This is a genomic window from Sphingomonas sp. FW306-05-A (genome assembly GCF_058782275.1).
This window is the reverse complement of record NZ_JBYSXN010000001.1, coordinates 1,261,457-1,285,501: the sequence shown is the minus strand read 5'-3', so window position 1 is coordinate 1,285,501 and position 24,045 is coordinate 1,261,457. Positions and strand designations below refer to the sequence as shown.

The window sequence follows — 24,045 nt, the reverse complement described above, 5'->3', positions numbered from 1 at the left end:
AACAAGTTCAGCATGACGGCAGCTTGGGGGGGCGCAGTGACGATCTACCCGTCGCTTAAAACTACTCCCCCGATTGCGGCCCCAGCCCTGCCGCGAAGGCGATCCGCAGCGCATCGGGGAAGCTCGGCACGTCGAGCTTCGCCATCAGATTGGCGCGGTGGACCTCGACCGTGCGCGGGCTGATGCCGAAATCGAACGCGATCGTCTTGTTGGGCAGGCCGTGCGCGAGTTGCTGCAACACGTCGCGTTCGCGTGGCGTCAGCGCAGCGATCCGCACGCGCGCGGCGTCGGCCTCAGCGGCGTGGCGGTCGGCATCCTCGATCCGCCCGATCGCCGCCTCGACCATTCCGAGCAGGACCGCGCGTTCGAACGGCTTCTCGAGGAAATCGACCGCCCCGCCCTTCATCGCGCGGACCGCGGTGCCGACGTCACCGTGCCCGGTCAAAATGATGACGGGCATCGCGATCCCGCGCTCTGCCAGCGCCGCCTGGACCTCCAGCCCGTCCATCTCGGGCATGCGCACGTCGAGCAGGATGCACCCCATCGGGGCATGACGCGCTTCCTTGAGGAACGCGACCCCGCTCGGCCAGGTATGCACCGCATAGCCCGCGGTCCGCAGCATGAAGCCCGCGGACTTGCGGATCGCTTCCTCGTCGTCGACGATGTGGACCACGGGTCGTTCAGTCATCGCGGGCCTCCGGCTGTGCGAGCGGGATGGTGAAGTGGAAGGCGGTGCCGACCGGACGGGATTCCGCCCAGATCCGCCCGCCATGCGCCTCGATGATCGTCCGGCAGATCGACAGGCCAAGCCCCATCCCGTCGCGCTTGGTGCTGGCGAAGGCCCCGAACATGTTGCCGACGATCGCCGGATCGAGCCCGCTGCCGCTGTCGGTGACGGTGACTTGCGCGAAGTCGCCCTGCCGCCGCGCCGAGACCCGGACGATCCCGCCGGGGTCGGCCGGGATCGCCTCGACCGCATTGCGCAACAGGTTGATCAGCACTTGCTGGATCTGGACCCGATCGACCAGCACTGGTCCGGTCGCCGGGTCGATCGCGCGATCGATCCGGATCGTGGGCGTCGCCGCGCCGACGCGCCCCAGCGCGCACGCATCGTCGACGATATCGCCGACCGTCTCGACCGACTTGTCGAGTTCGCCGCGGGCGACGAAATCGCGCAGCCGACGCACGATCTTCCCGGCGCGAAGCGCCTCCGCAGCGGCTTCGGCAAGCGCTTCCTCGACGATCGCAGCGCTGCCCGGTGCGCCCTCCTGCAGCAGCGCAAGCGACGTCTCGACGTAATTGGCGACCGCAGTGACCGGCTGGTTGAGTTCATGCGCCAGCGTCGACGCCATCGTCCCCATCGCGGTGACGCGCGAGATGTGGAGCAGTTCGGACTGGAGTTCGGCGAGTTGGGCGGCAGCGCTCTCGCGTTCGGTGAGATCGCGGATAAACCCGGTAAACACCCGCCGCCCGCGCCCGCGCGCCTCGCCGATCGCGAGTTCGTGCGCGAAGGTCGTTCCGTCCTTGCGCAACCCGATGACGCGGCGCGCCTTGCCGATGATACGGCGCTCGCCCGTATCGAGATAGCGCGACAGATAGCGGTCATGGGCTTCGCGGTCCGGCGTCGTCATCAGCATCGAGACGTTGCGGCCGATCACCTCGTGCTCGCCATAACCGAACAGCCGCTCCGCGGCGGCGCTGAACGACTGGATCACGCCGTGGTCGTCGATCACGATCATTGCATCGGGGACAGTCTCTAGGATCGAATTGAGCAGGATCGCGCTCGCCTCGATCGAACTGGCGGACGCACGCTCCGCGGTCACGTCGCGGACCACCAGCCAGAAGCCGTCGACCGAGCCGTCCGTGCCGGCGATCGCGGTCAGTGCGGTCGTCGCGCGGAACAGGCTGCCGGTCTTGTGGCGGCAGAGGTCGTCCGCGGTCTTGCGCTCGGTCGCGGGCATGGCGGTGAGGTGATTGCGCATGGCAGCGCCCGCGCTGGGGGCGAGCAACCGCTCGACGGTTTCGCCGTCGATTTGCTCGAACGTCCAGCCGAACAGGCGATCTGCGGCGGCACTCCACCCATTGACGTGCCCCGCGTAATCCAGTCGCACGATGGCATGATCGGGCAGTGCGGCGATCAGGCTGGGCAAAGCAGACATGGTGTTGGTGCTAGCGCTGGTGCTGATGACGGACGCCGCACTCTCCCCATGCGAACCCACCCCCAGCCCCTCCCTTTCAGGGAGGGGAGGAATGACGCGCGCGTTCGCGGCTTTTGACGGATCTTCGGATGGCATTGTTGTTCCCACTGCATCCCGGCTCTACCGCGACGCCTGTTCCCGGATATCTACGTAGTATCACGCAGAGCCCAGGTTGCGCGAAGGTTGTCGTGGATGTGGTGCCGCGAGCCGGACCATCAGGTCGACGAGCCGGGCGACGTCGCGCGGCTGGGGTTCGCTGGCCGAGGCGAGTACCCGGATGAAACTCTCGAAGTAGGCCGAGCGCCCCTGGTAGGCGAGCGACCAGCCGGTGAAGCGCCGCGGGGCAATGGTTTCGTGCCGCAGGATCGTCACGTCGCTATGGCGCGGATCGCGCAGGATGTTCGCCATCAGCGGGGCGATCGCCTCGCGCCGCCCCTCGATCACCTGCGCGAAATGATGTTCGGTTGCGATCAGCGTGCCGGTGATGCCGAACGTCGCGTTACGCTCTCGCGCCCCGCCGACGATCGCGCGAACGGTACTGGCGGCCTGTTCGGGGGTGAATGTCGGCGTACTGAGATAAACGATGGAATGATGCATGGGTCGGCCGTCGATCGAGGTTTCCCGCATCGTCGATCGTCCCGCGCCCGCGCGCCATACGAACTTTCCCGAGGGTCGGCGCGCTACGCCGCCGCAAGCGCGGCAAGACCGGGTCCGTCGCGCACGACCAGCGAGCGGTAGTCGGGAAGCGCGATATGCCCCGAGCGTTCGAAGTCGCGCAATTTGCGGCTGACCGTCTCGATCGACAGCCCGAGCAGATCGCCCAGCTGCTGCCGGCTGAGCGGGATCGCGATCCGTCCGGCGGCATCCGCCTGACTGCGGTCGGCGAGTTCGAGCAGGAAGGTGGCGACGCGTTGCGGCGCGGACAGCCGCGCCAGCATCAGCATCTGCCGTTGCGCGCGCGACAAGTCCGCCAGTGCCTGGACGAGCAGGGCGTGTTCAAGTTCCGGGGTCGTTCCCGCAAGCCGCTCGAACGCGGCGCGCGGGAAGACGCACAGCACTGCATCAGTGATCGCGGTGAGGCTATGGTCGCAGACGGGGCCGAACAGCCGACCGACCATGTCGCCCGGAAACGCCAGCCCGACCAACTGTTCGCGTCCGTCGGACAGCATCAGGCTGCGTTTGAACACCCCAGCCCGGATCGTTGCGACGACCACCGACTCCGCCCCTTCCCAGGCGAAGGTTTCGCCGGCGCGCAGCGTCTCGGTCCGGCGCAATGCGGCGAGTGCGATCCGCTGCGACGGCGGCAGGTGAGCGCAGATCGCAGGGTCCGCAACCGGGCACGTGTTGCACGACATGGCCGCGTCCATGTCATCGCGTGGGGATTGAAGTTGCATGAGCGTCCCTTCCGCCCACACGATAAGACCATCGGCCCCGCAACGATCGCCGTAATCTTACGTAGGACTGCGCTTGTCGGTGCGCAAATCGACGACGGCATCCTCCCGCTAGGCGGTTCCCGGTACGAACATCGGAGGAACATCATGCGGCTTACCTTGATCATCGGCGCGGCGCTCAGCACCGCGCTTGCCTTCCCCGCGCAAGCACAGATCGCCAAGGGCGATGTGCTCGTCCGCGCGCGTGCCATTCTGGTCGCGCCCAACGAGAGCAGTGGTCCCGTGACGCCGGGTTTTCCTGGCAGCAAGCTGGGGGTCGATAACAGTTACGCCCCCGAGGTCGACTTCACCTATATGCTGACCGACCATATCGGCACCGAGTTGATCCTCGCGACGACCAAGCACGACGTTGCCGGACGCGGGACGATCGCTGCGCTCGACAAGGTCGCGAGCACCTGGGTACTGCCGCCGACGCTAACGCTGCAATATCACTTCGCACCCAAGGGGCATGTCCGCCCCTATCTCGGGGCCGGGATCAACTACACGATCTTCTACAACGCCAAGGCGAGCGACTCGCTGGTCAAGGCGATCGGGCCGACCAAGGTGCACCTGAAGGACAGCATCGGCTATGCGTTGCAGGCGGGGATCGACGTCGACGTGTCGAAGCGCGTGTTCGTCAATCTCGACGTGAAGTATATCGACATCGACAGCACGGCACGGCTCACCACCGGCGCCGCGCTCAATCAGTCCCGGGTCCATATCGACCCGATCGTCGCGGGGATCGGGCTGGGGATCCGCCTCTGATCCGACCGCTTGCCAGGCACGCGTGACACTACCGGAAACCGCACGACCTCGGTCGTGCGGTTTGACGTGCGTCAAACGTCAGCGGCGCGATCCATGCGACATTCGGCTGTACCCCAAGGAGCAGGACGATGCCGCACGACAACGACTGGTTTCTCTATCTCGTGATCGCCGCGATGGCAGGGTTCACGCTGGTGCTGATGTGGGCCGCCCTCACCGACCGCGACCCGCGGCAGCCGCCCGAGGCGCACTGAGCCCCCAACCGATCCTCGCCACACACCAAAACGGCCGCTCCGGTTTCCCGGAGCGGCCGTTTTGGTATCGGCAGATTACGCTCGCTCAATCGTCGGCGGGCAACTCCAGTTCGTGCCACAGGCCGTTGAGAATCCCGAAGGCGACCGCGAGGCCGAGGCCGAGAACCCAGCTGAAATACCACATGTCATTCTCCTCGTGCGGGGGTGTCAGTACAGGTCGACGTTGGCTACGACCTGCGCGGTGGTCACGCGGCCGAACATCACGCGGTATGCCCAGGCGGTGTAGAGCAGCACGATCGGCAGCAAGACGACCGTCACGCCGAGCATCAGCGCGAGCGTGGACGCGCTGGACGAGGCGTTCCAGACGGTCAGGCTCGAATGCGGGTCGATGCTCGACGGCAGGATGAACGGGAACATCGATACGCCGACGGTCGCGATGATCCCCGCCGCGGCAAGCGACGACCCGGCGAGCGCGGCCGCCTCGCGCCGGAACAGGATGCCCGCCAGCGCGAGCGCGGTGCCGCCGAAGCCGAGCACGGGTGCAATCATCATCCACGGATGCCGACCGTAATTGGCGAGCCATGCGCCGGTCTCGACCACCGTCGTCATCCGCGTTGGGTTCGACGGACCGAACGCATCCGCGCTGCCCTCTATCGCATAGCCGGTACCGTGCGCGACAAAGCCCCAGCCGATCGCGAACAAAGCGAGCGAGACGATTGCTGCCCCCGCACCCACGGCGCGCGCGCGGTAATGCACTGCGCCATGCTCGACCTTGACCGCGAGCCACGCGCTGCCGTGGAGCACGAGCATAGCCACCGACAGCAAGCCGCAGACGATCGTGAATGGCGTGAACAGACCAAGCAGGCCGCCGACATAGGTCGCGCGCAGATCGTCGTCGATCTTGAACGGCGCGCCCTGCAGCACGTTGCCGACCGCGACGCCGAAGACCAGCGCAGGTACGAGGCCGCTGACGAACAACGCCCAGTCCCACCGCGCTCGCCATTTCGGATCGGGCGACTTGGAGCGATATTTGAACGCGACCGGTCGCAGGATCAGCGCCGCGAGCACGAGGAACATTGCGAGGTAGAAGCCCGAGAAGCTGATCGCATAGACCAGCGGCCAGGCGGCGAAGATCGCGCCGCCGCCGAGGATGAACCACACCTGGTTCCCCTCCCACGTCGGTGCGACCGCGTTGATGACGAGCCGCCGCTCGACATCGTCGCGCGCGATGAACGGCAGCAGCGCCGCAACGCCGAGATCGAACCCGTCGGTAATCGCGAAACCAATCAGCAGCACGCCGAGCAGCGCCCACCAGATCAGGCGGAGGACTTCATAATCGAGAAAAGCCATGATCGGAGTGTCCTTCAGGCAGCAAGCTGGGGAATGGGCAGCGTCGAGACCGGCGCGGGTTCGGGCAGGTCCTCGATCGGGCCGTGTGCGATCGCGGCGAGGATCAGCCGCACCTCGATCACCGCCAGCGTCCCGTACAAGGCGGTGAAGCCCACGATCGTCGTGATCAGCAGCGCGGGCGTCAGCGACGACGTCGCGAGGAACGTCGGCAGCACGCCATCGATCGCCCAAGGCTGGCGCCCGAGTTCGGCGACGACCCAGCCGAGTTCCGCCGCAAGCCACGGCAAAGGGATCGCCGCCACCGCGATGCGGAGGAACCAGCGATATTGCTCATGCCGCCGCGCGGTCGAGATCAGGAAAGCCGCGGTGAACAGCGCGATCATCAGGAACCCGATCCCCGCCATCGCGCGGAACGACCAGAACATCAGCGAGACGCTCGGCACCGTATCCCAGGCGGCGGTATCAATCATTGCGGGCGTCGCGGTCGCCGGATCGGCGACGTAGCGCTTGAGCAGCAAGGCATAGCCGAGATCGCGCTTGTGCATCTCGAACGCGGCGCGGGCCGCAGGATCGGTTGGGGTGCGCTTGAGCACTTGCACCGCCTGATAGGCGATCTGGCCCGACGTGATCCGCTCGTGCGCCTTGAGCACCAGCTCCGACATGCCGGTGACTTCACCCGATACGCTGCGCGTCGCGATCAGGCCAAGCACCCATGGCACCTCGACCTGATAGCGCGTCGTCCGGGTCTCGAAATCGGGCAAGCCGATCAGCGTCATACCGGCAGGCGCGGGTGCGGTATGCCAGGCCGCCTCGATCGCGGCGAGTTTCATCTTCTGGTTGTCGGTCAGCGCGTAACCGCTCTCATCGCCGAGCACGACGACTGACAGCGACGAGGCAAGCCCGAATGCCGCCGCCACCGTCATCGAACGCTTGGCGAACTGGGTCCAGCGGCCTTTGAGGAGATAGAAAGCGGACACGCCCAGCACGAGCACCGAGGCGATCACATAGCCCGCGCTCACGGTGTGGACGAACTTGGCCTGCGCGACCGGGTTGAACAGCACCGCGCCGAAGTCGGTGACTTCCATCCGCATCGTGTCGGTATTGAAGCGCGCGCCGACCGGGTTCTGCATCCAGCCGTTCGCGATCAGAATCCACAGCGCGGACAGGTTGGTGCCGACCGCGACCATGAAGGTGACGAACAGATGCTGGCGCTTGCTCAGCTTCTCCCAGCCGAAGAACATCAGCCCGACGAAGGTCGCCTCGAGGAAGAACGCCATCAACCCCTCGATCGCGAGCGGCGCGCCGAACACGTCTCCGACATATTGCGAGAAATACGACCAGTTGGTGCCGAACTGGAATTCCATCGTCAGCCCGGTGGCGACACCGAGGACGAAGTTGATCCCGAAGATCTTCGCCCAGAAGCGCGTGACGACCCGCCAGATTGGCCGGTTGGTCATGACGTACAAGGACTCCATGATAACCAGCATGAAGCTGAGCCCGAGCGTCAGCGGCACGAACAGAAAGTGATAGAGCGCGGTCAGCGCAAATTGTAGTCGCGATAGATCGACGACACTGAAGTCCATGATGATACCTCCTGGCTCTGCGTGAAGCGAGCCACCCCTGCCAGTTCGGCTAACCGCCCGGGGGTGTTTCCAGGAATACGCGGTTTCCCGTATTCGATCGCGGCGGTCGGTGTCCTAGGCAGCGACCATGACCACTGCCGCCCTTACCCTGCCCCCGCACCGCGCGCTTCTGGCGACACTTGCGGATCGTGTCTCTCGCCTGCCGTCGTTACTGTTGTTGATTGATACAGGCGGTGCGATCGGCTTTGCGGCGGGACTGGCGGGCGCGGTTGCGACGGTGGCGGCAGGGTCGTCGGATGTGGCCGGATGGATCGCGTTGATGCTGGTTGCCGGGGCCGTTCGTGGCGGCGCGTCGATGGCATCCCTCCGTACCGGGGCGCGAGATGCCGCCGCAACCAAGAAGGCGCTGCGTCTGAACGTCGTGACGGCGCTGTTCCGTCCGCTTGCTGGCGACGGGCTGACCGGCGCGACGCTGACCAGCGCGGTCGACGAGGTGGAAGCGGTCGACGGCTATGTCGCGCGGTTCCTGCCCGCGCGCCGCGCCGCTGCGATCGCCCCGATCCTGGTGTGTGTCGCCATCGCTTTCGCCAGCCCGATCTCGGCTATCATCCTGCTCCTTACGTTGTTGCCGTTCATCGCGGCGATGGCGCTTGCGGGCGGTGCCGCCGCCGCGGAATCGAAGCGGCAGTTCGAAGCGCTTGCCCGGCTGTCGATCCGCTTCGCCGACCGGCTCCGCGCGCTGCCGGTCATCCTCGCCTTCGGGGCGGTCGAGCGTGAGACCGCGGGCATTGCGGTGGCGTCCGACGCGGTGGCCGCGCGGACGATGCGAGTGCTGCGCGTGGCGTTCCTGTCGTCGGCATCGCTCGAATTCTTTGCTGCGCTGTCGGTCGCGCTGGTCGCGGTCTACGCGGGGTTCAATCTGCTGGGTTTGCTTCCGTCAGCGGTGCCTGAACATCTGACGCTTGGGCGGGCGTTCTTTGCGCTGGCGCTGGCACCCGAATTCTACGCGCCGATGCGGCGGCTCGCGGCGGCCTATCATGACCGGCAGGCAGCCGAGACCGCGAGCGCGCGGCTTGACGCGGTCATCGCGGCGCAGGCTCCCGCGGCACCGCATTGGGCGCGCGCCGGCGACGGTCCACCCCGCGTGACGTTCGACCGGGTGACGATCCGCTATCCGGAGACGGACGTGGCGGTGGTTTCAGACTTCTCGCTGGACGTCGCGGCGGGGGAGATCGTCGCCCTCGAAGGCCGTTCGGGCTGTGGCAAGTCGAGCTTGCTGCATCTCCTGCTCGGGCTCGTCCCGGCGACTGCGGGACGGATCGGGATCGACGGGGCGTGGCTGCCGGAACACGCGAGCATGGCGCGGATCGCCGCCTGGTCGGGGCAGAACCCGTTGCTGCTTGCGGGTACGATCGCGGAGAATATCGCCTTGTCCGACCCGTCAGCTGCGCGGCACGCGATTGAGCAGGCCGCGACCCGCGCCGGGCTCGCACCCGCGCTCGCGCTGCGTGCCCAGGGGATCGATACCGACCTTGATGCGCTAGGCAGCGGGCTCTCGGGCGGGGAGCGTCGTCGGATCGGGCTGGCGCGCGCGATCCTCAAACCGGCACCGTTGCTGTTGCTCGACGAACCGACCGCGCATCTGGATGCGGCCGCCGAAACCACGATGATCGAGACGATCCGGCGCGCCTGCATCGGGCGCACCGTGCTGATCGCCACGCATAGCCCTGCGCTTGCCGCCATCGCGGACCGCATCATCCGGATGGATACGATATGACCCCGGGTTCGCCACAGAGCATTGCATCGATCTTGCGCCATGCGGCTTCCGAGCATCGACGGTCGCTTCGGCGCGCGGCGGCGGCTGGTTTTGCGGTGGCTGCGGCGACGGTGCTGCTGCTGGGCCTGTCGGGCTGGTTCCTGACCGCCGCCGCGCTCGCAGCGGTGATGGGGTCCGCCCATGTCTTCAACTACATGCTTCCCGCCGTTGCGATCCGCCTGCTCGCGATCGTGCGCACCGGCGCACGCTATGGCGAGCGCCTGACCGGGCACGATGCAGCGCTCGGCATGATGGCGCGCGTTCGGCCGGTGCTGTTCCGCGCGATTGCGATTGCGCGACCGGCGCGGACGTTCGGTTTCTCGACCGGCGAGGCCAGCGCGCGACTGGTGCAGGACGTCTCCGTCATCGAGGCTGCGGTCGTTCGGCGATCCGCGCCTTGGTCGCTGCTGGGCGCAATGGGGTCCGCGGGGGCGCTGACATTGCTCGGTGGCTGGGGCCCGGTGGTATCGGTCGGCGTGACCGTCCTCGCGACGGTTGCGCTGGCCGCGGTGGTTGCGCGCGCGATGGCGCGTCCGGCCCGTGCCGTCCTGCTGGCGAACGGCACGCTGAAGGACATCGTGGGGCTCTATGGTTCCGCTGCCGCCGAGTTGCGCTGCTATGATCTCGAGGATCGCGCAGGCGCGGACGTTGCGCAAGCGGGTGCCGTTCTGGCGAAGGGGCAACTCGGCGGCGTGGACGCTGCGAGCTGGCTCGATCTTTTGCAATCCGTCGCGCTGGCGCTCGCCGCGGCGGTCGCGTTCTTACTCGCGATGCCGTCAGGCGCCCCGATCGCGGCGCTTGCGGGGCTCGCAGCGGCGATGGCGGTGGATGGGGCCGCGCCGTTCCTGCGCGACCTCGCGCAACGCGCGAGCGTCGCGGTGGCGACCGACCGGCTTGACGAGATACTGCGCCAACCGGCCGACGGACATTGCCCGTCACAGAACGACGTCCCGCAAGCGCTCGATCTGTCGTTCGCGGCGTTCGGGTGGCAGACTTTCGGTCGCGGCGACCGCGTGGCGCTCGTCGGCAAGTCCGGCTGTGGCAAGACGAGCCTGATCGAGACGCTGCTCGGCCTGCGTGAGGGCGCGCGTGGTGCGATCAGGATCGGCGGCGTCGACGGCGTCGATATCGCGCCTGACCGGCTCCGCACGATCTGCGCGCTATCGCCGCAGGATGCACATCTGATCGCGGGAACGGTGCGCGACAATCTGCTGCTTGCCGATCCGGCGGCGGACGACGCACGTTTGTGGGCCGCACTTCACGATGCGGCGCTCGATGACCGTGTCGCCGCACTGGCGCTGGGGCTGGACACGTGGATCGGGGAGAATGGCGCGTGTCTTTCCGGTGGGGAACGACGGCGGCTCTCGCTTGCACGCGCGTTGCTGGCGCGCGCGCCGTGGCTGCTGCTCGACGAGCCGACCGAGGGGCTCGATCCCGCGACCGAAGAGGCCGTGCTGGCGCGGGTTTCGGCACGGCTCGACGCAACTGGCCAGGGGGCGCTGATCGTGACGCACAGCGCGCGTGTCCTTCATGCCTGCAATCTGGTTGCGGACATGACGCCGGTGGACGCCGCGCGATCACTCGAGGCGGCCTGAGCAGCCGCTTTGATTAGCGCGTGAGGGCTGCGTCGGCCCAGGTGGCGGGGTCGGGGAAGCGCATCGGCTGCGCGGTGCGTACGACGAGTTCGATGATCTTGACGCCCTGGACCGGGACGGACATCGGCACCGCGGCATCACCGAACCGCAGGGGCTTGGACTGTTGCAGCAATTTGCCGTCGCCATAGACCGCAAACCGCACCGGCTGGCTGCGGTCGCGCGCGGAATCGTCCAGCCCGACCATCGTGGTGAAGCGCGCAAACCCCCGATTGCGCACCTCCAGCCGCGAATTGGCGAGCACGCCGAGCCCGGTCGTGAAGCGCTTGCCGCCGATCTGCAACGTTTCGCCGTAAGGGGTCGTGTCGGCCTGCGCGCCGCCCCAGCCGCCGTAGCGCGGGCGATCGCCGCCGCCGCGTGTGCTGTTCCAGCCGGAGACCGCACGGTGCACCAGCGGTTCGTGCTCCGGCACGGTCACGCCGTCGACCGCTGGGTTCACGCTGCCCGGCTGTTCGGACAGATACAAGCCAGCGGGAAGTTGCCGGGGTCCATGCGCTGTAAAGATCATCGTCTGGTGCGGAGCGAGCGTCATCTTGGTTTCGCCGCGGAAGTCCTGTTTCCTGCCGGCCCACAGGTCTTCCAGCGCGATCGTGCCGTCGGTCGTGAACTTCAGATGCTCCGAGGTCAGCACGGCATCGGTCGGCACCGCGTTGCGGTTGAACAGCGCAACAGCCTTGTCGCCGTTGGCGAGCGTCTTGACGAGGATCTGGACGTCGTCAGTGTCATACGCCAGCACCGCCTGATTGCCCGCCGGATCCTGATTGACCGCGATGATCCGCGCATTGCCGAGCAGGTCGATCATCGGCTTCGACGCCTTGCGCAGATCATAGCCGATGAACAGCGGCGCATTCTCCATCGCCCACAAGGCGAAGTGCGAGCGCGCTTCCTCCAGATGCGTCATCTCGAAGTCGCCGGTGCCGACGAACAGCATGTCGGGGTCGTTCCAGCCGCCCGGATGCGCGTAGAGCGCACGCCGCGAGACGGTGTCGAAATTGTGCAGCATCCGGGTCCAGCTTGCGGAAATATCCTCGCTGGTGCGCGATATGTTGCCGAGGTTCTTGCCCCAGGCGCGGACGTCGGACGATCCCCACAGGCAGATCGAGTAGAGATAATCCATGTCGGGGTTGTGACGCTTCAACGCGTCGCCGACTTCCTGATACAGCGCGCGCACGGCCGGGATGTTGGTCCGGCCGAGCGAGTCCGCATCAACGATCGGCGGGAACGCGCGATACTTGCCGGCGATCACCGCAGGGTTGGTCGCAGGGAGACCTCGCACGCCGCAGCCGTCGACCTTGATCAGGTCGAAGCCCCATTCGGCGAAGTAGAGCCGGATATCCTGGTCGACATGCCCGTACAGCCCGATCTCGCGCTCGGCGACGGTGCCTTCGGGCTGGTTGGGCATGGTCGAGGTGAACACCTGACCGCACGAATTGCGCCCGATGTCGGAATAGATCCCGGCCTTGAACCCGAGCGCATGGAGCCTGTCTGTGAACGGCTTGAAGCTCGTCTCGCCGCCCGGCCCCGCGCCCTTGGCCGAGGGGAAGGTCGCGGTGCGGATGATCATCCGACCGTCGGGCTGGCGCCGCTTGAGCCACCAGCCGTCGTCGATATCGATGTAGCGATAGCCCTTCGCCTGCAACCCGCTGTCCGCGATGATCTTGGCGCTGGCGAGCACCTTCTCCTCGCTGACGTCGGTGTAAAAGGCGTTCCAGCTGTTCCACCCCATCGGCGGCAATTGCGCGGCCCCCGCGGTGTTGGCGCTCCACCGCCCGGTCGGCGCGAGGTCGTCCGCCAGCGCGAACGTCGGCGCAAGCGTTGCGCCGAGGCTCGCCGCGCCGAGCAGGAACCGACGCAGGCGTCGTTGGGTCACATTACGCATGGTCGTTTCCTGTCGGAAGGGCTGGTGGTCAGCGCAGGTCGAGCACGACCACCGACATCGGCGGCAGCGTCGCGGTCAGCGTGCCGCCCGAAACCTGCGCGCCGGTGAAGGCTTCGGGTTTGACGACATCGGGCTGCTCGAAGCTGTTGTGCGCATCCATCGTCGCACCCGTGACGATCCGGCCCGAGACACTCCCCGCGGTCGCACCGCTCATCGCGACCGACAATGGGATCGCGCGATGCGGATCGAGGTTGACCAGAGCCACATGCACCTGCCCCGCCGTATCGCGCACCGCCGACGCACTGATCGCGGGCAAGGCGAACTCGTCCTTGTGATAGTAAGGCGTCTTCAGCTCGATCGGCAGCGTGGTCGCGTCCTGCCACGGCTTGTACAGGTCGAACACCCAATAGGTCGGCGTCTTGACCATCTTCGCGCCGTCGGTGAGCAGCATCGCCTGCAATACGTTCACCATCTGCGCGATTGCCGCCATCTTCACGCGGTCGGCATGATGCGCGAAGATGTTGAGGTTGATCCCCGCGACGACCGCGTCGCGGACGCTGTTCTGCTGGATCAGAAAGCCCGGATTGCTGCCGGGCGCGGGATCGAACCAGGTGCCCCATTCGTCTACGACCAGCCATGTCTTCTTGGCCGGATCATATTTGTCCATCACCTCGGAATGCTTGGTGACGAACTCCTCCATCCGCAGCGTATGCGCCATGGTCGAGGCCCATTCGCTCTCGGGGAAGCCGAGCGCCGCGCCCTTGTCGCTCCAGTTCTTGTCGCGCGGGCGGGTGTAGTAATGGAGCGCGAGGCCGTCGATGTTCTTGCCTGCGATCCGCATCATAGTGTCGGTCCAGGCATAGTCGACGTCGGTCGGGCCGCTGGCGATCTTGAGCATCTTGGTCGTACCGCTTGCCTTGGCGAACTGTGCGTAGCGGTTGGTCAGGTCGGCGGCATATTCCGCGCGCATGTTCCCGCCGCAGCCCCACAGCTCGTTACCGATGCCGATGTATTGCAGCTTGAACGGCGCGGGATGGCCGTTGGCGGCACGCTCCTTCGCCAGCGTCGAGCCGTTCGGCGAGGTCATATACTCGATCCACTGCGCGGTCTCGCTCGGCGGCGCGCTGCCGAGATTGGCGGAGACATAGGCCTCCGCGCCGAGACGTTCGACGAAGCCCATATATTCGTTGGTGCCGAACGCGTTGTCCTCGTTCACGCCGCCCCAATTGGTGTTGATCTTGACCGGGCGCTTGGCGCGCGGGCCGATCCCGTCACGCCAGTGATATTCGTCCGCGAAACAGCCGCCGGGCCAGCGCACCATCGGCACCTTGATCGCCTTCAGCGCCTCCAGCACGTCGCGGCGATAGCCGTGGTCGTTGGGGATTTTCGACTTCTCGCCGACCCAGATGCCATCGTAGATGCCGTGCCCGAGATGTTCGGCGAACTGCCCGAAAACCTGCCGGTTCATGCGTGGTCCCGGCTTGTCGGCCTGGATCGTCGCGGTCGCGGACTCGGTCGGAGCCTGCTGCGCGGTTGCGACAGATGCGGCAAGAACACTTGCGGTCAGGCACAAGGTTAGACGGGCACGTTTCAACATGGCGAGGGTCCTTCTCCGATATCAGGCTTCACCCTTGCTCGAGGGGTTGCTCTTTGACCGATATTGTCTGAGTATAAGTGCCAAGCCGTGACGTCAACGGCGCATGTTTCGGCGCGGACACCCCGCCCGCGGAGAAGGATTCCTATGCTTAAGACCCTCGCAACGACGACGCTTTCCCTTTGCTTGCTCGCGCCCGCGGCTGCTTATGCCGGCACCGCCGATCGTGCTCCGTTCGGGAAGCTCGCCAATGGCCAGCCGGTCGAGGTGATTACGCTGACCAATGCCAAGGGGATGAAAGCCCGGATCCTTAGCTACGGCGCGATCCTGCAGGGCGTCGACGTGCCCGACCGCGACGGCAAGATGGCGGATGTGACGCTCGGCTACACCGACATGCGCGGCTATCTGGCGGCCCCCAATTACTTTGGCGCAACCGTCGGGCGTTATGCGAACCGCATCAAGGCGGGCAAGTTTACGCTAGACGGCAAGAGCTATTCGCTCGCGCTCAACAACAAGACCAACGCATTGCATGGCGGCGTTCAGGGCTTCGACAAGCGGTTGTGGAAAGTCGTCGAGGTTACCGGTGGTGCCACCAGCCACGTGACGCTCGCCTACACGGCCGCGGACGGCGAAGAGGGCTATCCCGGCGAACTCAAGGTCACCGCGACCTATTCGCTCAACGATGCCAACGAACTGACGGTCGATTACCGTGCGACGACCAACAAGCCGACGATCGTCAACATCACCAACCACAGCTTCTTCAACCTGGGCGGCGAAGCGTCGCAGCGCTCTATCTATGACGCGGTGCTGACGATCCCGGCGGAAACCACGACGCCGGTCGACGCGACCTTGATCCCCGACGGGACGTTCCGGCCGGTCCAAGGCACCCCGCTCGACTTCCGCAAACCGACCGTCATCGGTAGCCGGATCCGCGACGCGAGCGATTCCCAGATCCTCTTCGGACAGGGGTATGACGAGAATTACGTGATCGCGCGCGACCTGAGCAAGACGCCCCGCCTCGCTGCGCGGGTCGAGGACCCGGCGACCGGGCGCACGATGGAAGTGCTGTCGAACCAGCCCGGCGTGCAGCTCTACACCGGCAACTTCCTCGACGGCACCGCAGTCGGCAAATCGGGCCGCGCCTATCGCCAGGGCGATGCAATCGCGCTCGAACCGCAGGTCTTCCCCGATACGCCGAACCAGCCCGTGCTGGGGTCGGCGCGGCTCGATCCGGGCCAGGCGTATCGCAACGTGATCGTGTATCGCTTCTCGGTAAGCGCACGCTGATGCGCACGCTGGCGATTGGCGTGGGGGCGCTGGTCGCCGGCACGCTCTCTTATCCCGCAACGGCCGCTCCCAAAGTCGGCGGGCTGATGGGCGACCATGCGGTCGTCCAGCGCGACCAGCCGATCGTCGTGACCGGCGAGGCGATCCCGGGCGAAGCCGTCTCGGTCGTGCTCGGCGGTCGGTCGGCGCAAGCAAAGGCCGCGCGCGATGGGAGCTTCCGGGTCACCCTGCCCGCACTTCCGGCAGGCGGGCCGTACGATCTGCTCGTCATGGCCCCGAGCGGGACGACCGAACTCCACGACGTGCTCATCGGCGACGTGTTCCTGTGCTCGGGCCAGAGTAACATGGAGATGACGGTCGACCGCGCGCAGGACGGGTTCGGCCAGACGATGGGGTCGGCGGACGATCAGCTCCGGCTGGTCACGATCGCCAAGCAGACGTCGGTCAAGCCGCTCGATCGCTTTGCCACGCAACCCGCCTGGGCCGCAGCCGGTCCCAAGACGACGGGCGGCTTCTCGGCGTCGTGCTTCTACATGGTGCAGGAGTTGCGCAAGACCGCCAAGGTGCCGATTGGCGCGATCCATTCGAGCTGGGGCGGATCGCAGATCGCCGCCTGGATGGGCGAGACCGCGCAGCGTGCGTCTGGGCGCGGGGCGCAAGCTGACCTGCTCGACCTGTACGCCCGCGACCCCGCCGCCGCGAACCGTAACGCGGGGCTGGCGTGGGAAAGCTGGTGGCGCGCGAAGACCGGCGACAAGCCGGGGCAGGAACCGTGGCAGCCGCAGGTAGCGCTCGACTGGAAGCCCGTGCCGCGGATCACGTTTTACGAGAATTGGGGCGTTCCCGCGCTCGAAACCTATCTCGGCATGCTGTGGTACCAGAAGACCGTGACGCTGACCGCCGAGCAGGCGCGGCAGTTGGCGACGATCTCGATCGGCGCGATCGACGACGCGGACCGCACCTGGATCAACGGCAAGCCCGTCGGTGGGCGCGGCGGATGGGACGCGCGTTCCTATCCTGTGGCGCCTGGGACGCTGCAGGCGGGCAGCAACGTCATCACGATCAACGTCGAGAACGCCTATTCGCCCGGCGGCATGCCCGGCCCTGCCGAGGCGATGAAGCTGACCTTCGCCGATGGCAGCAGCGTGCCGATCTCAGATGGGTGGCGCTATGCCTTGGCGAAGCGCGTCGCGGGAACGACGCCGCGCGTGCCGTGGGACGAGATCACCGGCGCGGGCACGATCTACAATGCGATGATCAAGCCGCTCGGGCAGACGGGAATGGCGGGCGTGGCCTGGTATCAGGGCGAGTCCGACACCGCTTATCCGGGCTATGCGGGGCGTTTGAAGGCGATGATGGCGGAATGGCGCGCGCAGGTCGGCGTGGCGCAGCTGCCCTTTGCGATCGTGTCGCTCCCCGGCTTCGGCAAGCCTGCGGTGACGCCCGGCGAAAGCGGGACGGCGCAGGTTCGCGAGGACATGCGGCAAGTTGCCGAAACCGATGGCCATGCCGCGCTCGCCGTGGCGATCGACCTCGGGGATCCACTCGACATCCATCCGGGCGAGAAGCACGAAGTCGGGCGGCGTCTGGCGCGCGCGATGGGGGCGATGGCTTATGGTTCACCTGCCTCCGCATCGGGGCCGCGGGTGACCCAGGCGGCGCGGGACGCAAGCGGCGGTGCGACGGTGACGTTCGACGGCGTGACCGGTGCGCTCCATGCGCGGAGCGCGGCGCAGGCGATTGGGTTCGAACTGTGCGGGGCCGAGGCGGGGTCGTGCCGCTATGTCACGGCGAGGGTGTCGGGCAATCGCGTGATGTTGGCGGGGGATGGAAAACCCGCGACGCGGGTGCGCTATGCCTGGGCGGATTTTCCGGTGGTCAATCTGGTCGACGATGCCGGGCTTCCTGCGGGTCCGTTCGAGATGCCGTTACGCTGATCCACGTTCTCCCGCGAAAGCGCGAGTCCAGGGTTACGAGCGTGGCGCTTGCAACCCTGGACTCCCGCTTTCGCGGGAGAACGACGCTTATGAAGCCGGCCCATCCACGACGCGGAACTGACCGCTGCAGTGCATCAGGCTCATCATCTGCAGCATGCCGTCGAAATAGCGTTGCTCGCCGGTCGGGACCGGCATGTCCCACAGCGCCTTCAGGAACGCCTTAGAATTCGCCCCCGGCGTCGCCGCGAACGCACCGACCGCCGTTGCCGCGACCATTCCGGGGGAATGCCGCGTCGACAAGGGCTTGCCGTCGAGCGTGTAGCGATCCGCCATTCGGTCGATCCCCTCCCCCGCCAGGAACGTCTGGATCCGGTCGCTGAGCACGCGCTGGCGCGGGTCCTTGCCCCACCAGCTGTAATCGACCGACCAGTTGCTAACGGTCCGCCAGCTGTCATAGCCGAACGGATCGGGCGTGCCGTCGCGGGTCAGCATCGTGGTGCCGTCGAAGTGACTGCGATCGGGTGCAAGTGCGGTCTTTGGCCCGGTGACTCGCACGAACAGGTCGCGGCTGACGTCTGCTGCTTTTGCCCAGAACGCGCGATCCTCGACCGGGCCCCAACGCGACCAAAGCTCGTAAAAGGCGGGCAAATGATAGGACGCATCGGTGCCGCCGACACTGGTTTCGGCGACGAAGCGGATCATCGCGTGCGCTTCGTCGACCATCGGGCCGACCGTCGCCTGGCGGGGGCGGTTATTCGGACGATAGGGCGGCCACGGCTTGCCGTCCTTGGCGGCTTGCGCTGCCATCGCGCGGTTGTTGATGCTCGGCCAGGGGGCAGCGGGCATTTCGAATGGTTTGTCGTCGGGGTGGATGCGGAACGGGGTGGTCCCTGTCATCACCGGATGATGCCGCATTGCGCGCAGAATCGTGTCGGCTTCGGCCTGATAATTGTAGATTCCGCTGCTGTTTCCCCACCGTTTTGACGCGAAATAGAGCGCCATTGCGTAATATTCCTCCCCATCCGGCGCGGCACCGACCGAGCGGGGCGATCCATCCGTCCCCATCGACCAGGCGAAATAGCCGACCGAGGGGTTCTTCGGGTCGGTAATCTGCATGTGCGTCTTCGACCAGTTCCACAGCGCATCGAACTCGCGCTTCTTGCCGAGCTGGACGGCGATCATCATGCCGTAGCTCATGCCTTCGGTGCGCGCGTCGTTGTTCGCCCAATCGGTGATGTAGGCAAGCGGGCCGTTGGCGTTGGCACCGCTCTCGAAATAGATGCGCTCCTCCTGCCCGTCGCCGTAGAACAGCTGGTTGAACACCGCGTCGATCTTGGCCTTGGTCTGCGCCTCCGACACACCGAGCTGTTCGGCGAAGAGATTGCGATACTGGCCGGTCTTGACCGCGCCCGAACCGTCGCCGGGGAACCGCTTGATCGGGCCGAGCGGCTTGTCGGTGTGCCCGGTGTCGATCGTTCCGGGCGGCGGGGTGGAGGCAGCCGGAGGTGCCGCCTGCATCGCGCTGGCGACGGAGGGCATGCCGGTTGCCAGTACCGTCAGCGCGACCATCGGAAGGATCCGAACGCGCAGGTGCCGTCGTGCCGTATATGCCATGTCCATCCTCTCACCCCGCGTCCTGATGGCGCGGTTATGCTAACGCAATCATCTGGAAGCTAACGAACTTTCGCGACGGCGCAAGCGGATCGAGCGAGATCGTTTTACCGCTTCCGCCGCCACTGCGCGCGTGGCAATGATAACGATACCGCTTTGACGAACGAATGGCGGACAGGAGAGCGATGATGAGAGCGACTGCGTGGACAGCATGCTTGTGCCTTGCGCTATTGTCGGGCGCGGCCACCGCGCAGGATCCGGCACCCGAGACCCCGCCCGTCCTGACAACGATCAAGCTCTGGCCGAACGGCGCGCCGGGCACGGACAAGCGTCCGCCGAGCGCCGAGGTGGGTCGGGATTATTGGGTGCGCAACATCCGCGAACCGTCGCTGATCGCCTACCCTGCCAAGGCCGCGCACAATAACGGGTCTGCGGTCGTGATCTTCCCCGGCGGCGGGCACAAATTGCTCGTCTGGACCAACGAGGGGACCAAGGTCGCGACTGCGCTCAACCGGATGGGGGTGTCGGCGTTCGTCCTGAAATACCGGCTCGCGAACGAACCGGGATCGCCGTATTCGGTCGAGGGCGATGCGGCGGACGATGCGCGGCGCGCGCTGCGCTGGGTGAGGGCGCATGCCGCGGATTACGGGATCGATCCGCACCGCGTCGGCGTGATGGGCTTTTCGGCGGGCGGGGAACTGGTGTCGCTGATCGCGGACAATCCCGAACCCGCCGGTCGCCCGGCGAGCGACGCAATCGACCGCCATTCCGCGCGGCCGGATTTTCAGGTGCTCGTTTTCCCCGGACCGCGAGGCATTCCGGCCAAGGCGATCGCGAGTGCGCCGCCCGCGTTCATCGTTGCGGGGAGCCGCGATCCGTGTTGCGCGGCGCCTTCGGTGGCACTGTACGAGCAGTTTCGCACCGCGGGCGTTTCCGCCGAGTTGCACATGTTCGCGGACAGCGGCCATGCCTTCAACCTGGACGAGAGCGAGCGGATCTCGATCCTGCACTGGCCCGATCGGCTCGCCGACTGGCTGGCGGACGGCGGGTGGTTCGATGCGAACCGCAAACCCGCCGCCCAGCCCGCCGCCCCGCTCGCCGCCCCGCCGAAATGACGCGACCGGCGGCGCTCAGTCGCCGCCGGTCACGCTGTCGCCGATCGTGTAAGCCGATCCCATCGCGCTGCCGTTCGACCCCGTCCACCAGTAGGGCGCGCGCTTGCGGGTACCGGTGACGACCTCGTCCATCGTCAGCGGGTCGTACAGCCGACCGCCGAGCATCACGCGGTTGATCTTGTCGCTGTTGCGGATGTCGACGCTCGGGTCGGCATCGAGCACGAGCAGATCGGCGAGCTTGCCGACTTCGAGCGACCCCACGTCCTTGGCATAGCCAAGCGAGGTCGCCGACATGATCGTGCCCGCGCGCAACGCCTCGATCGGCGACCAGCCGCCGCGGACGAAGCTCCACAACTCCCAATGCGGGCCGAGCCCGGCTTGCTGGCCATGCGCGCCGATCGACACCTGGATCCCGCGATCGGCGAGCTTCTTGGCCTCGCGCGCGCTTTCGCCGTCGACGTAATCCTCCTCGGGCGCCATCGTGCGGCGGGCGTTCTGCGCCTCGAGCAGCGCAGGCGGCGCGTGGCGCGAAAGCAAAGGATGTTTCCACACATCCATATGCTGCCGCCAGTACGGATCGCCCGCGGGGCCACCGTAGGTGACGACCAGCGTGGGGGTGTAGTTGGTCTTGGTCTGGCTCCACAGGCTGACGAGGTCGTCGTAGAAATGCTCGAGCGGGATGTTGTGCTCGACCGTGGAATTGCCGTCCTGGATCAGCGAGACGTCCATCGCGTAGAGCGACCCGCCCTCGGGGACGACTTCCATCTGCTCGGCCTGCGCCGCCGCGACGACCATTTGGCGCTGTTCGCGGCGTGGCTGGTTGTAGTTCTTGACGCTGTGCGCGCCCTCCGCCTTGAGCCGCCTTACGTCCGCGAGCGCATCCTCATAGCTGTTGATCTCGGCATAGACCTCGGGCGATTTCGCGCCGTAGATCACCTCACCGGTCGAGAAGATGCGCGGCGCGATGATCTTGCCGGTGCGCTGCATTTCGGACGCGACGAAGATTTCTGCCGCGCGCGAGGATGGATCGTGGATCGTCGTCGCGCCCATCGCGAGATTGACGATCGACGACCAGTTCTGTTGCGGGATCAGATCGTCCTCGCCCTGCGGCCCGTGCGCATGGGCATCGACCAGCCCCGGGATGATCGTCTTGCCCGCGACGTCGACGACCTTCGCGCCCGCCGCGATCTGCACCGCGGCGCGCGGGCCGACCGCGACGATGCGGTCGCCACGAATGACGATCGCGCCGTCGTCGATGATCCCGCCGTCCTTCGCCGCCATCGACACGATCCGCGCGCCGACCAGCGCGACGGTGCCGCCGGGCTTGTCCGCGGCGACGTCCATCGACAGCGAAACGCCCGTCTTGGGGGCCGGGTACTTGGGCGCGTCCTCATCCGCGGGCGCGACGCGGAACAGGTCCGCGGTCTTGGCGGTGTAGAGCGTCGGGCCCATGCTCCAGTGGAGCTGTGTCCCGTCGTTCGACCAGTTGAGGAAATCCGCGCCTTCCGAGCTCACCTGCGTCGCGGGGAGCGGTCCGCCCTTCTTGTCGACCTCGACCCCCTGCGTGCCGGGCAACAACGGCATGACGAAGCCCTGATAATTCTGCCGGAACGCGACATACTCGCCGTTCGGCGAGACGACATAGTCGTTGACCAGCTCGCCCGTCGCATGGACGTGCTTGGCCTCGCCGGTCAGGTCGGTGCTGACGAGCTGGCTCTTGCCCTTGTCCTTGGCGAGCATGAACAGCCGGTCATTGGACGCGCCGAACTGCGGCGCGCTGCCATCCTTCGACACGCGGCTGATCGCGCCGCCTGCGGTCGCGACGCGGTAGACGCCGGTATCGCCGCCGCCGCGCGCCGCGGTCAGATAGCCGCCGCCGCCACGCTCGAACGCGATCGTCTTGCCATCGGGCGAGAAGCGCGGGCGGGCATAGTGCCCCGCGACGCTCGTCACTGCGCGCGCCACACCGCCACCTGCGGGAACAATGCGGATCGAGCCGAGCGCGGCGTCGGTCCAGTCGACGAACACGATCGAGCGCCCGTCGCGCGACCAGCTCGGCCACAATTCCATGCTCGCTTCGTCGCCCTTGACCAGCCGCCGCGCAGTGCCGCCCGTGACCGGCTTGGTCCACAATTTGCCGAGCGTTTCGAACACGATTGTACGGCCATCGGGTGACACGCTCGCCCAGCGCGGCATCTTGGTGGCGAACCGGTCGGGCGCGACCGCGACTTGCGGATGGGTCGCGTCGATCACGACGCGGGTATCGTCGATCCGGAACGGGATCACCGCCCCTGCGCTGCCGTCCGCGCCGACGCGGTTAAGCTTGCCGCCCGCCCAGAACACCATCGTCTTGCTGTCGGGGGTCCACGCCATGTTGGGATAGACCCCGGTCACCGCCCACGTCTCCTGCACGTCGCGGTCGAGCGCGTCGTAGATCCGGCGTTCGTCGCCGCTCTCCAGCGTCTTGACCCACAAGGTCGTCTTGCCGTGGTCGCGACGGACGAAGGCGATCTTCTTGCCGTCGGGCGACGGGGTCGGACGGACCGATCCGCCGACGCCCGAGACCGCGGTCGTCACTTCGCCCGTGTCGATATCGTAGCGTTCGATGTTGAACAAATCGGTCCGCGAATTCTGTGCATATTCGAAGATCGGGCCGGGCGAGACGTTGCGGGTGTAATAGATGCCCTTGCCGTCAGGCGCGTAGATCGGTTCGCCGAGTTCCTTCTGCAGCTCCTCGCTCGCGCGCTTGACGAGCTGAACCCCTGCCCCGCCCGAGACGTGGTAGAGCCACAACTCGCCGGTGCCGAGCGAACGGCCGGTGGTGAAATGTTTCTTGGCGACGATGAAGCGACCGTCGGGCGACCAGGTCGGCTGGTTGAGCAGGCGGAAGTCTTCCTTGGTCAGCTGCCGCTTGTCGCTGCCGTCGACGTTCATGATCCAGATGTTGTCGCCGCCGCCGCGATCCGAGGTGAAGGCGATCCGCCTGCCGTCGGGCGAGAAGCGCGGCTGATGTTCGTAGGACAATCCCTGCGCGATCCGCGTCGGCGTGCCGCCCGCGATCGGCATGGTGTAGATGTCGCCGAGCAGATCGAACGCAATGAGCCTGCCGTCGCGCGAGACGTCGACGTTCATCCAGCTGCCATTGTCGACCTTAATCGGGACTTCGCGGGTGCGCATCCCCGGCGGGGCTTCGACGTTCCACTTGGGCTTCTTGGGCGCAGTCGCCGCGGGTGCCGTCGTCGGGGCGGGGTTGGTTTGCTGCGCGGGCGCGGTGGCCGTTTCGGCTGGCTTGAGCGGATCGCTTGCCTGATTCTCGGGTGCCTGCGTCTGGTCTGGCGTGGGCTTGGGTACGGGTTGGGGGTTGACCTGCGCGAACACTTCGCTTGCCAGCAACGCTGCGGCAACCGCCGCCGTAACCCGATATTTCATTGTGCCCCCAAGATCATTCTGCGCGGTTGCGCCGTGTCGCACGAACGCTGCCACGAAGTCGCCGCGATCCGCAACCCCGCAACCGAAGTCGTTTGACTGTGCTGCGGGACCGATCGACCGCATCGACCGTTTACCGTGTCAGAACCGC

At 66.6% G+C, this 24,045-nt stretch carries 18 protein-coding genes; 7 read left to right on the top strand and 11 right to left on the bottom strand.

Annotation, left to right across the window (positions count from 1 at the left end):
* Window positions 1–61 precede the first annotated feature (61 nt).
* From AC3WJR_RS05940 to AC3WJR_RS05925, 4 genes are all read right to left on the bottom strand, one after another.
* Window positions 62–688 (bottom strand): response regulator transcription factor, encoded by a 627-nt coding sequence (locus AC3WJR_RS05940; protein WP_354281379.1) that lies wholly within the window; start codon window positions 686–688, stop codon window positions 62–64.
* Window positions 681–2,159 carry a PAS domain-containing sensor histidine kinase gene (locus tag AC3WJR_RS05935; protein ID WP_492723107.1) on the bottom strand — a complete coding sequence of 493 codons (1,479 nt, stop codon included), beginning with the start codon at window positions 2,157–2,159 and terminating at the stop codon, window positions 681–683. Before AC3WJR_RS05935 ends, AC3WJR_RS05940 begins: the two co-directional genes overlap by 8 nt.
* A 195-nt stretch (window positions 2,160–2,354) precedes the next feature.
* Window positions 2,355–2,795, bottom strand: a complete 441-nt coding sequence (locus AC3WJR_RS05930; RefSeq protein ID WP_492723105.1) for a BLUF domain-containing protein — start codon at window positions 2,793–2,795, stop codon at window positions 2,355–2,357.
* 83 nt (window positions 2,796–2,878) lie between these two features.
* Window positions 2,879–3,592, bottom strand: coding sequence for a Crp/Fnr family transcriptional regulator (locus AC3WJR_RS05925; RefSeq protein WP_492723103.1), 714 nt, complete (start codon window positions 3,590–3,592; stop codon window positions 2,879–2,881).
* A gap of 144 nt (window positions 3,593–3,736) precedes the next feature.
* Between AC3WJR_RS05925 and AC3WJR_RS05920 the strand changes: the two genes are divergently transcribed.
* Together AC3WJR_RS05920 and AC3WJR_RS05915 are read left to right on the top strand one after the other, a co-directional pair.
* Window positions 3,737–4,393 (top strand): OmpW/AlkL family protein, encoded by a 657-nt coding sequence (locus AC3WJR_RS05920; protein ID WP_492723101.1) that lies wholly within the window; start codon window positions 3,737–3,739, stop codon window positions 4,391–4,393.
* Between the two features lie 128 nt (window positions 4,394–4,521).
* Entirely contained in the window at window positions 4,522–4,644 is a 123-nt protein-coding gene (locus AC3WJR_RS05915) for a hypothetical protein (protein ID WP_354281388.1), read from the top strand.
* 85 nt (window positions 4,645–4,729) lie between these two features.
* On the opposite strand, the gene cydX is transcribed toward AC3WJR_RS05915, so the two are convergent.
* From cydX to AC3WJR_RS05900, 3 genes are read right to left on the bottom strand one after another with little or no spacing between them, the layout of a single operon-like run.
* The gene (gene cydX, locus AC3WJR_RS05910; protein WP_242140137.1) at window positions 4,730–4,828 is read right to left on the bottom strand and encodes a cytochrome bd-I oxidase subunit CydX; all 99 of its coding nucleotides are present in this window, start codon (window positions 4,826–4,828) and stop codon (window positions 4,730–4,732) included.
* Window positions 4,829–4,851: 23 nt separating this feature from the next.
* On the bottom strand, window positions 4,852–5,994 hold the full coding sequence (cydB, locus tag AC3WJR_RS05905) for a cytochrome d ubiquinol oxidase subunit II (RefSeq protein WP_492723098.1): 1,143 nt from the start codon (window positions 5,992–5,994) through the stop codon (window positions 4,852–4,854).
* Window positions 5,995–6,008: 14 nt separating this feature from the next.
* Window positions 6,009–7,577, bottom strand: coding sequence for a cytochrome ubiquinol oxidase subunit I (locus AC3WJR_RS05900; RefSeq protein WP_492723096.1), 1,569 nt, complete (start codon window positions 7,575–7,577; stop codon window positions 6,009–6,011).
* 127 nt (window positions 7,578–7,704) lie between these two features.
* Between AC3WJR_RS05900 and cydD the strand changes: the two genes are divergently transcribed.
* Both cydD and AC3WJR_RS05890 read left to right on the top strand, forming a co-directional pair.
* The gene (gene cydD, locus AC3WJR_RS05895; RefSeq protein WP_492723094.1) at window positions 7,705–9,354 is read left to right on the top strand and encodes a thiol reductant ABC exporter subunit CydD; all 1,650 of its coding nucleotides are present in this window, start codon (window positions 7,705–7,707) and stop codon (window positions 9,352–9,354) included.
* Complete coding sequence (locus AC3WJR_RS05890) at window positions 9,351–10,988, top strand: amino acid ABC transporter ATP-binding/permease protein (protein WP_492723092.1); 1,638 nt, start codon at window positions 9,351–9,353, stop codon at window positions 10,986–10,988. The genes cydD and AC3WJR_RS05890 overlap by 4 nt, the downstream gene beginning before the upstream one ends.
* A 13-nt stretch (window positions 10,989–11,001) precedes the next feature.
* Here AC3WJR_RS05890 and AC3WJR_RS05885 read toward each other — a convergent pair whose 3' ends face one another.
* Complete coding sequence (locus AC3WJR_RS05885) at window positions 11,002–12,924, bottom strand: NPCBM/NEW2 domain-containing protein (protein WP_492723090.1); 1,923 nt, start codon at window positions 12,922–12,924, stop codon at window positions 11,002–11,004.
* Between the two features lie 28 nt (window positions 12,925–12,952).
* Window positions 12,953–14,521, bottom strand: coding sequence for an alpha-N-arabinofuranosidase (locus tag AC3WJR_RS05880; protein WP_492723088.1), 1,569 nt, complete (start codon window positions 14,519–14,521; stop codon window positions 12,953–12,955).
* Window positions 14,522–14,665: 144 nt separating this feature from the next.
* On the opposite strand from AC3WJR_RS05880, the gene AC3WJR_RS05875 reads away from it, so the two are divergent.
* Window positions 14,666–15,805 (top strand): aldose epimerase family protein, encoded by a 1,140-nt coding sequence (locus AC3WJR_RS05875; protein ID WP_492723086.1) that lies wholly within the window; start codon window positions 14,666–14,668, stop codon window positions 15,803–15,805.
* On the top strand, window positions 15,805–17,742 hold the full coding sequence (locus tag AC3WJR_RS05870; protein ID WP_492723084.1) for a sialate O-acetylesterase: 1,938 nt from the start codon (window positions 15,805–15,807) through the stop codon (window positions 17,740–17,742). The genes AC3WJR_RS05875 and AC3WJR_RS05870 overlap by 1 nt, the downstream gene beginning before the upstream one ends.
* Window positions 17,743–17,829: 87 nt before the next feature.
* Here the strand turns inward: AC3WJR_RS05870 and AC3WJR_RS05865 are convergent, their stop codons facing one another.
* Window positions 17,830–19,356 carry a family 8 glycosyl hydrolase gene (locus tag AC3WJR_RS05865; RefSeq protein ID WP_492723082.1) on the bottom strand — a complete coding sequence of 509 codons (1,527 nt, stop codon included), beginning with the start codon at window positions 19,354–19,356 and terminating at the stop codon, window positions 17,830–17,832.
* 182 nt (window positions 19,357–19,538) lie between these two features.
* Here AC3WJR_RS05865 and AC3WJR_RS05860 point away from each other — a divergent pair, with 182 nt between their 5' ends.
* Window positions 19,539–20,468, top strand: a complete 930-nt coding sequence (locus AC3WJR_RS05860) for an alpha/beta hydrolase (RefSeq protein ID WP_492723080.1) — start codon at window positions 19,539–19,541, stop codon at window positions 20,466–20,468.
* Between the two features lie 15 nt (window positions 20,469–20,483).
* On the opposite strand, the gene AC3WJR_RS05855 is transcribed toward AC3WJR_RS05860, so the two are convergent.
* Window positions 20,484–23,897 carry an amidohydrolase family protein gene (locus AC3WJR_RS05855; RefSeq protein ID WP_492723078.1) on the bottom strand — a complete coding sequence of 1,138 codons (3,414 nt, stop codon included), beginning with the start codon at window positions 23,895–23,897 and terminating at the stop codon, window positions 20,484–20,486.
* Between the last annotated feature and the right edge of the window lie 148 nt (window positions 23,898–24,045).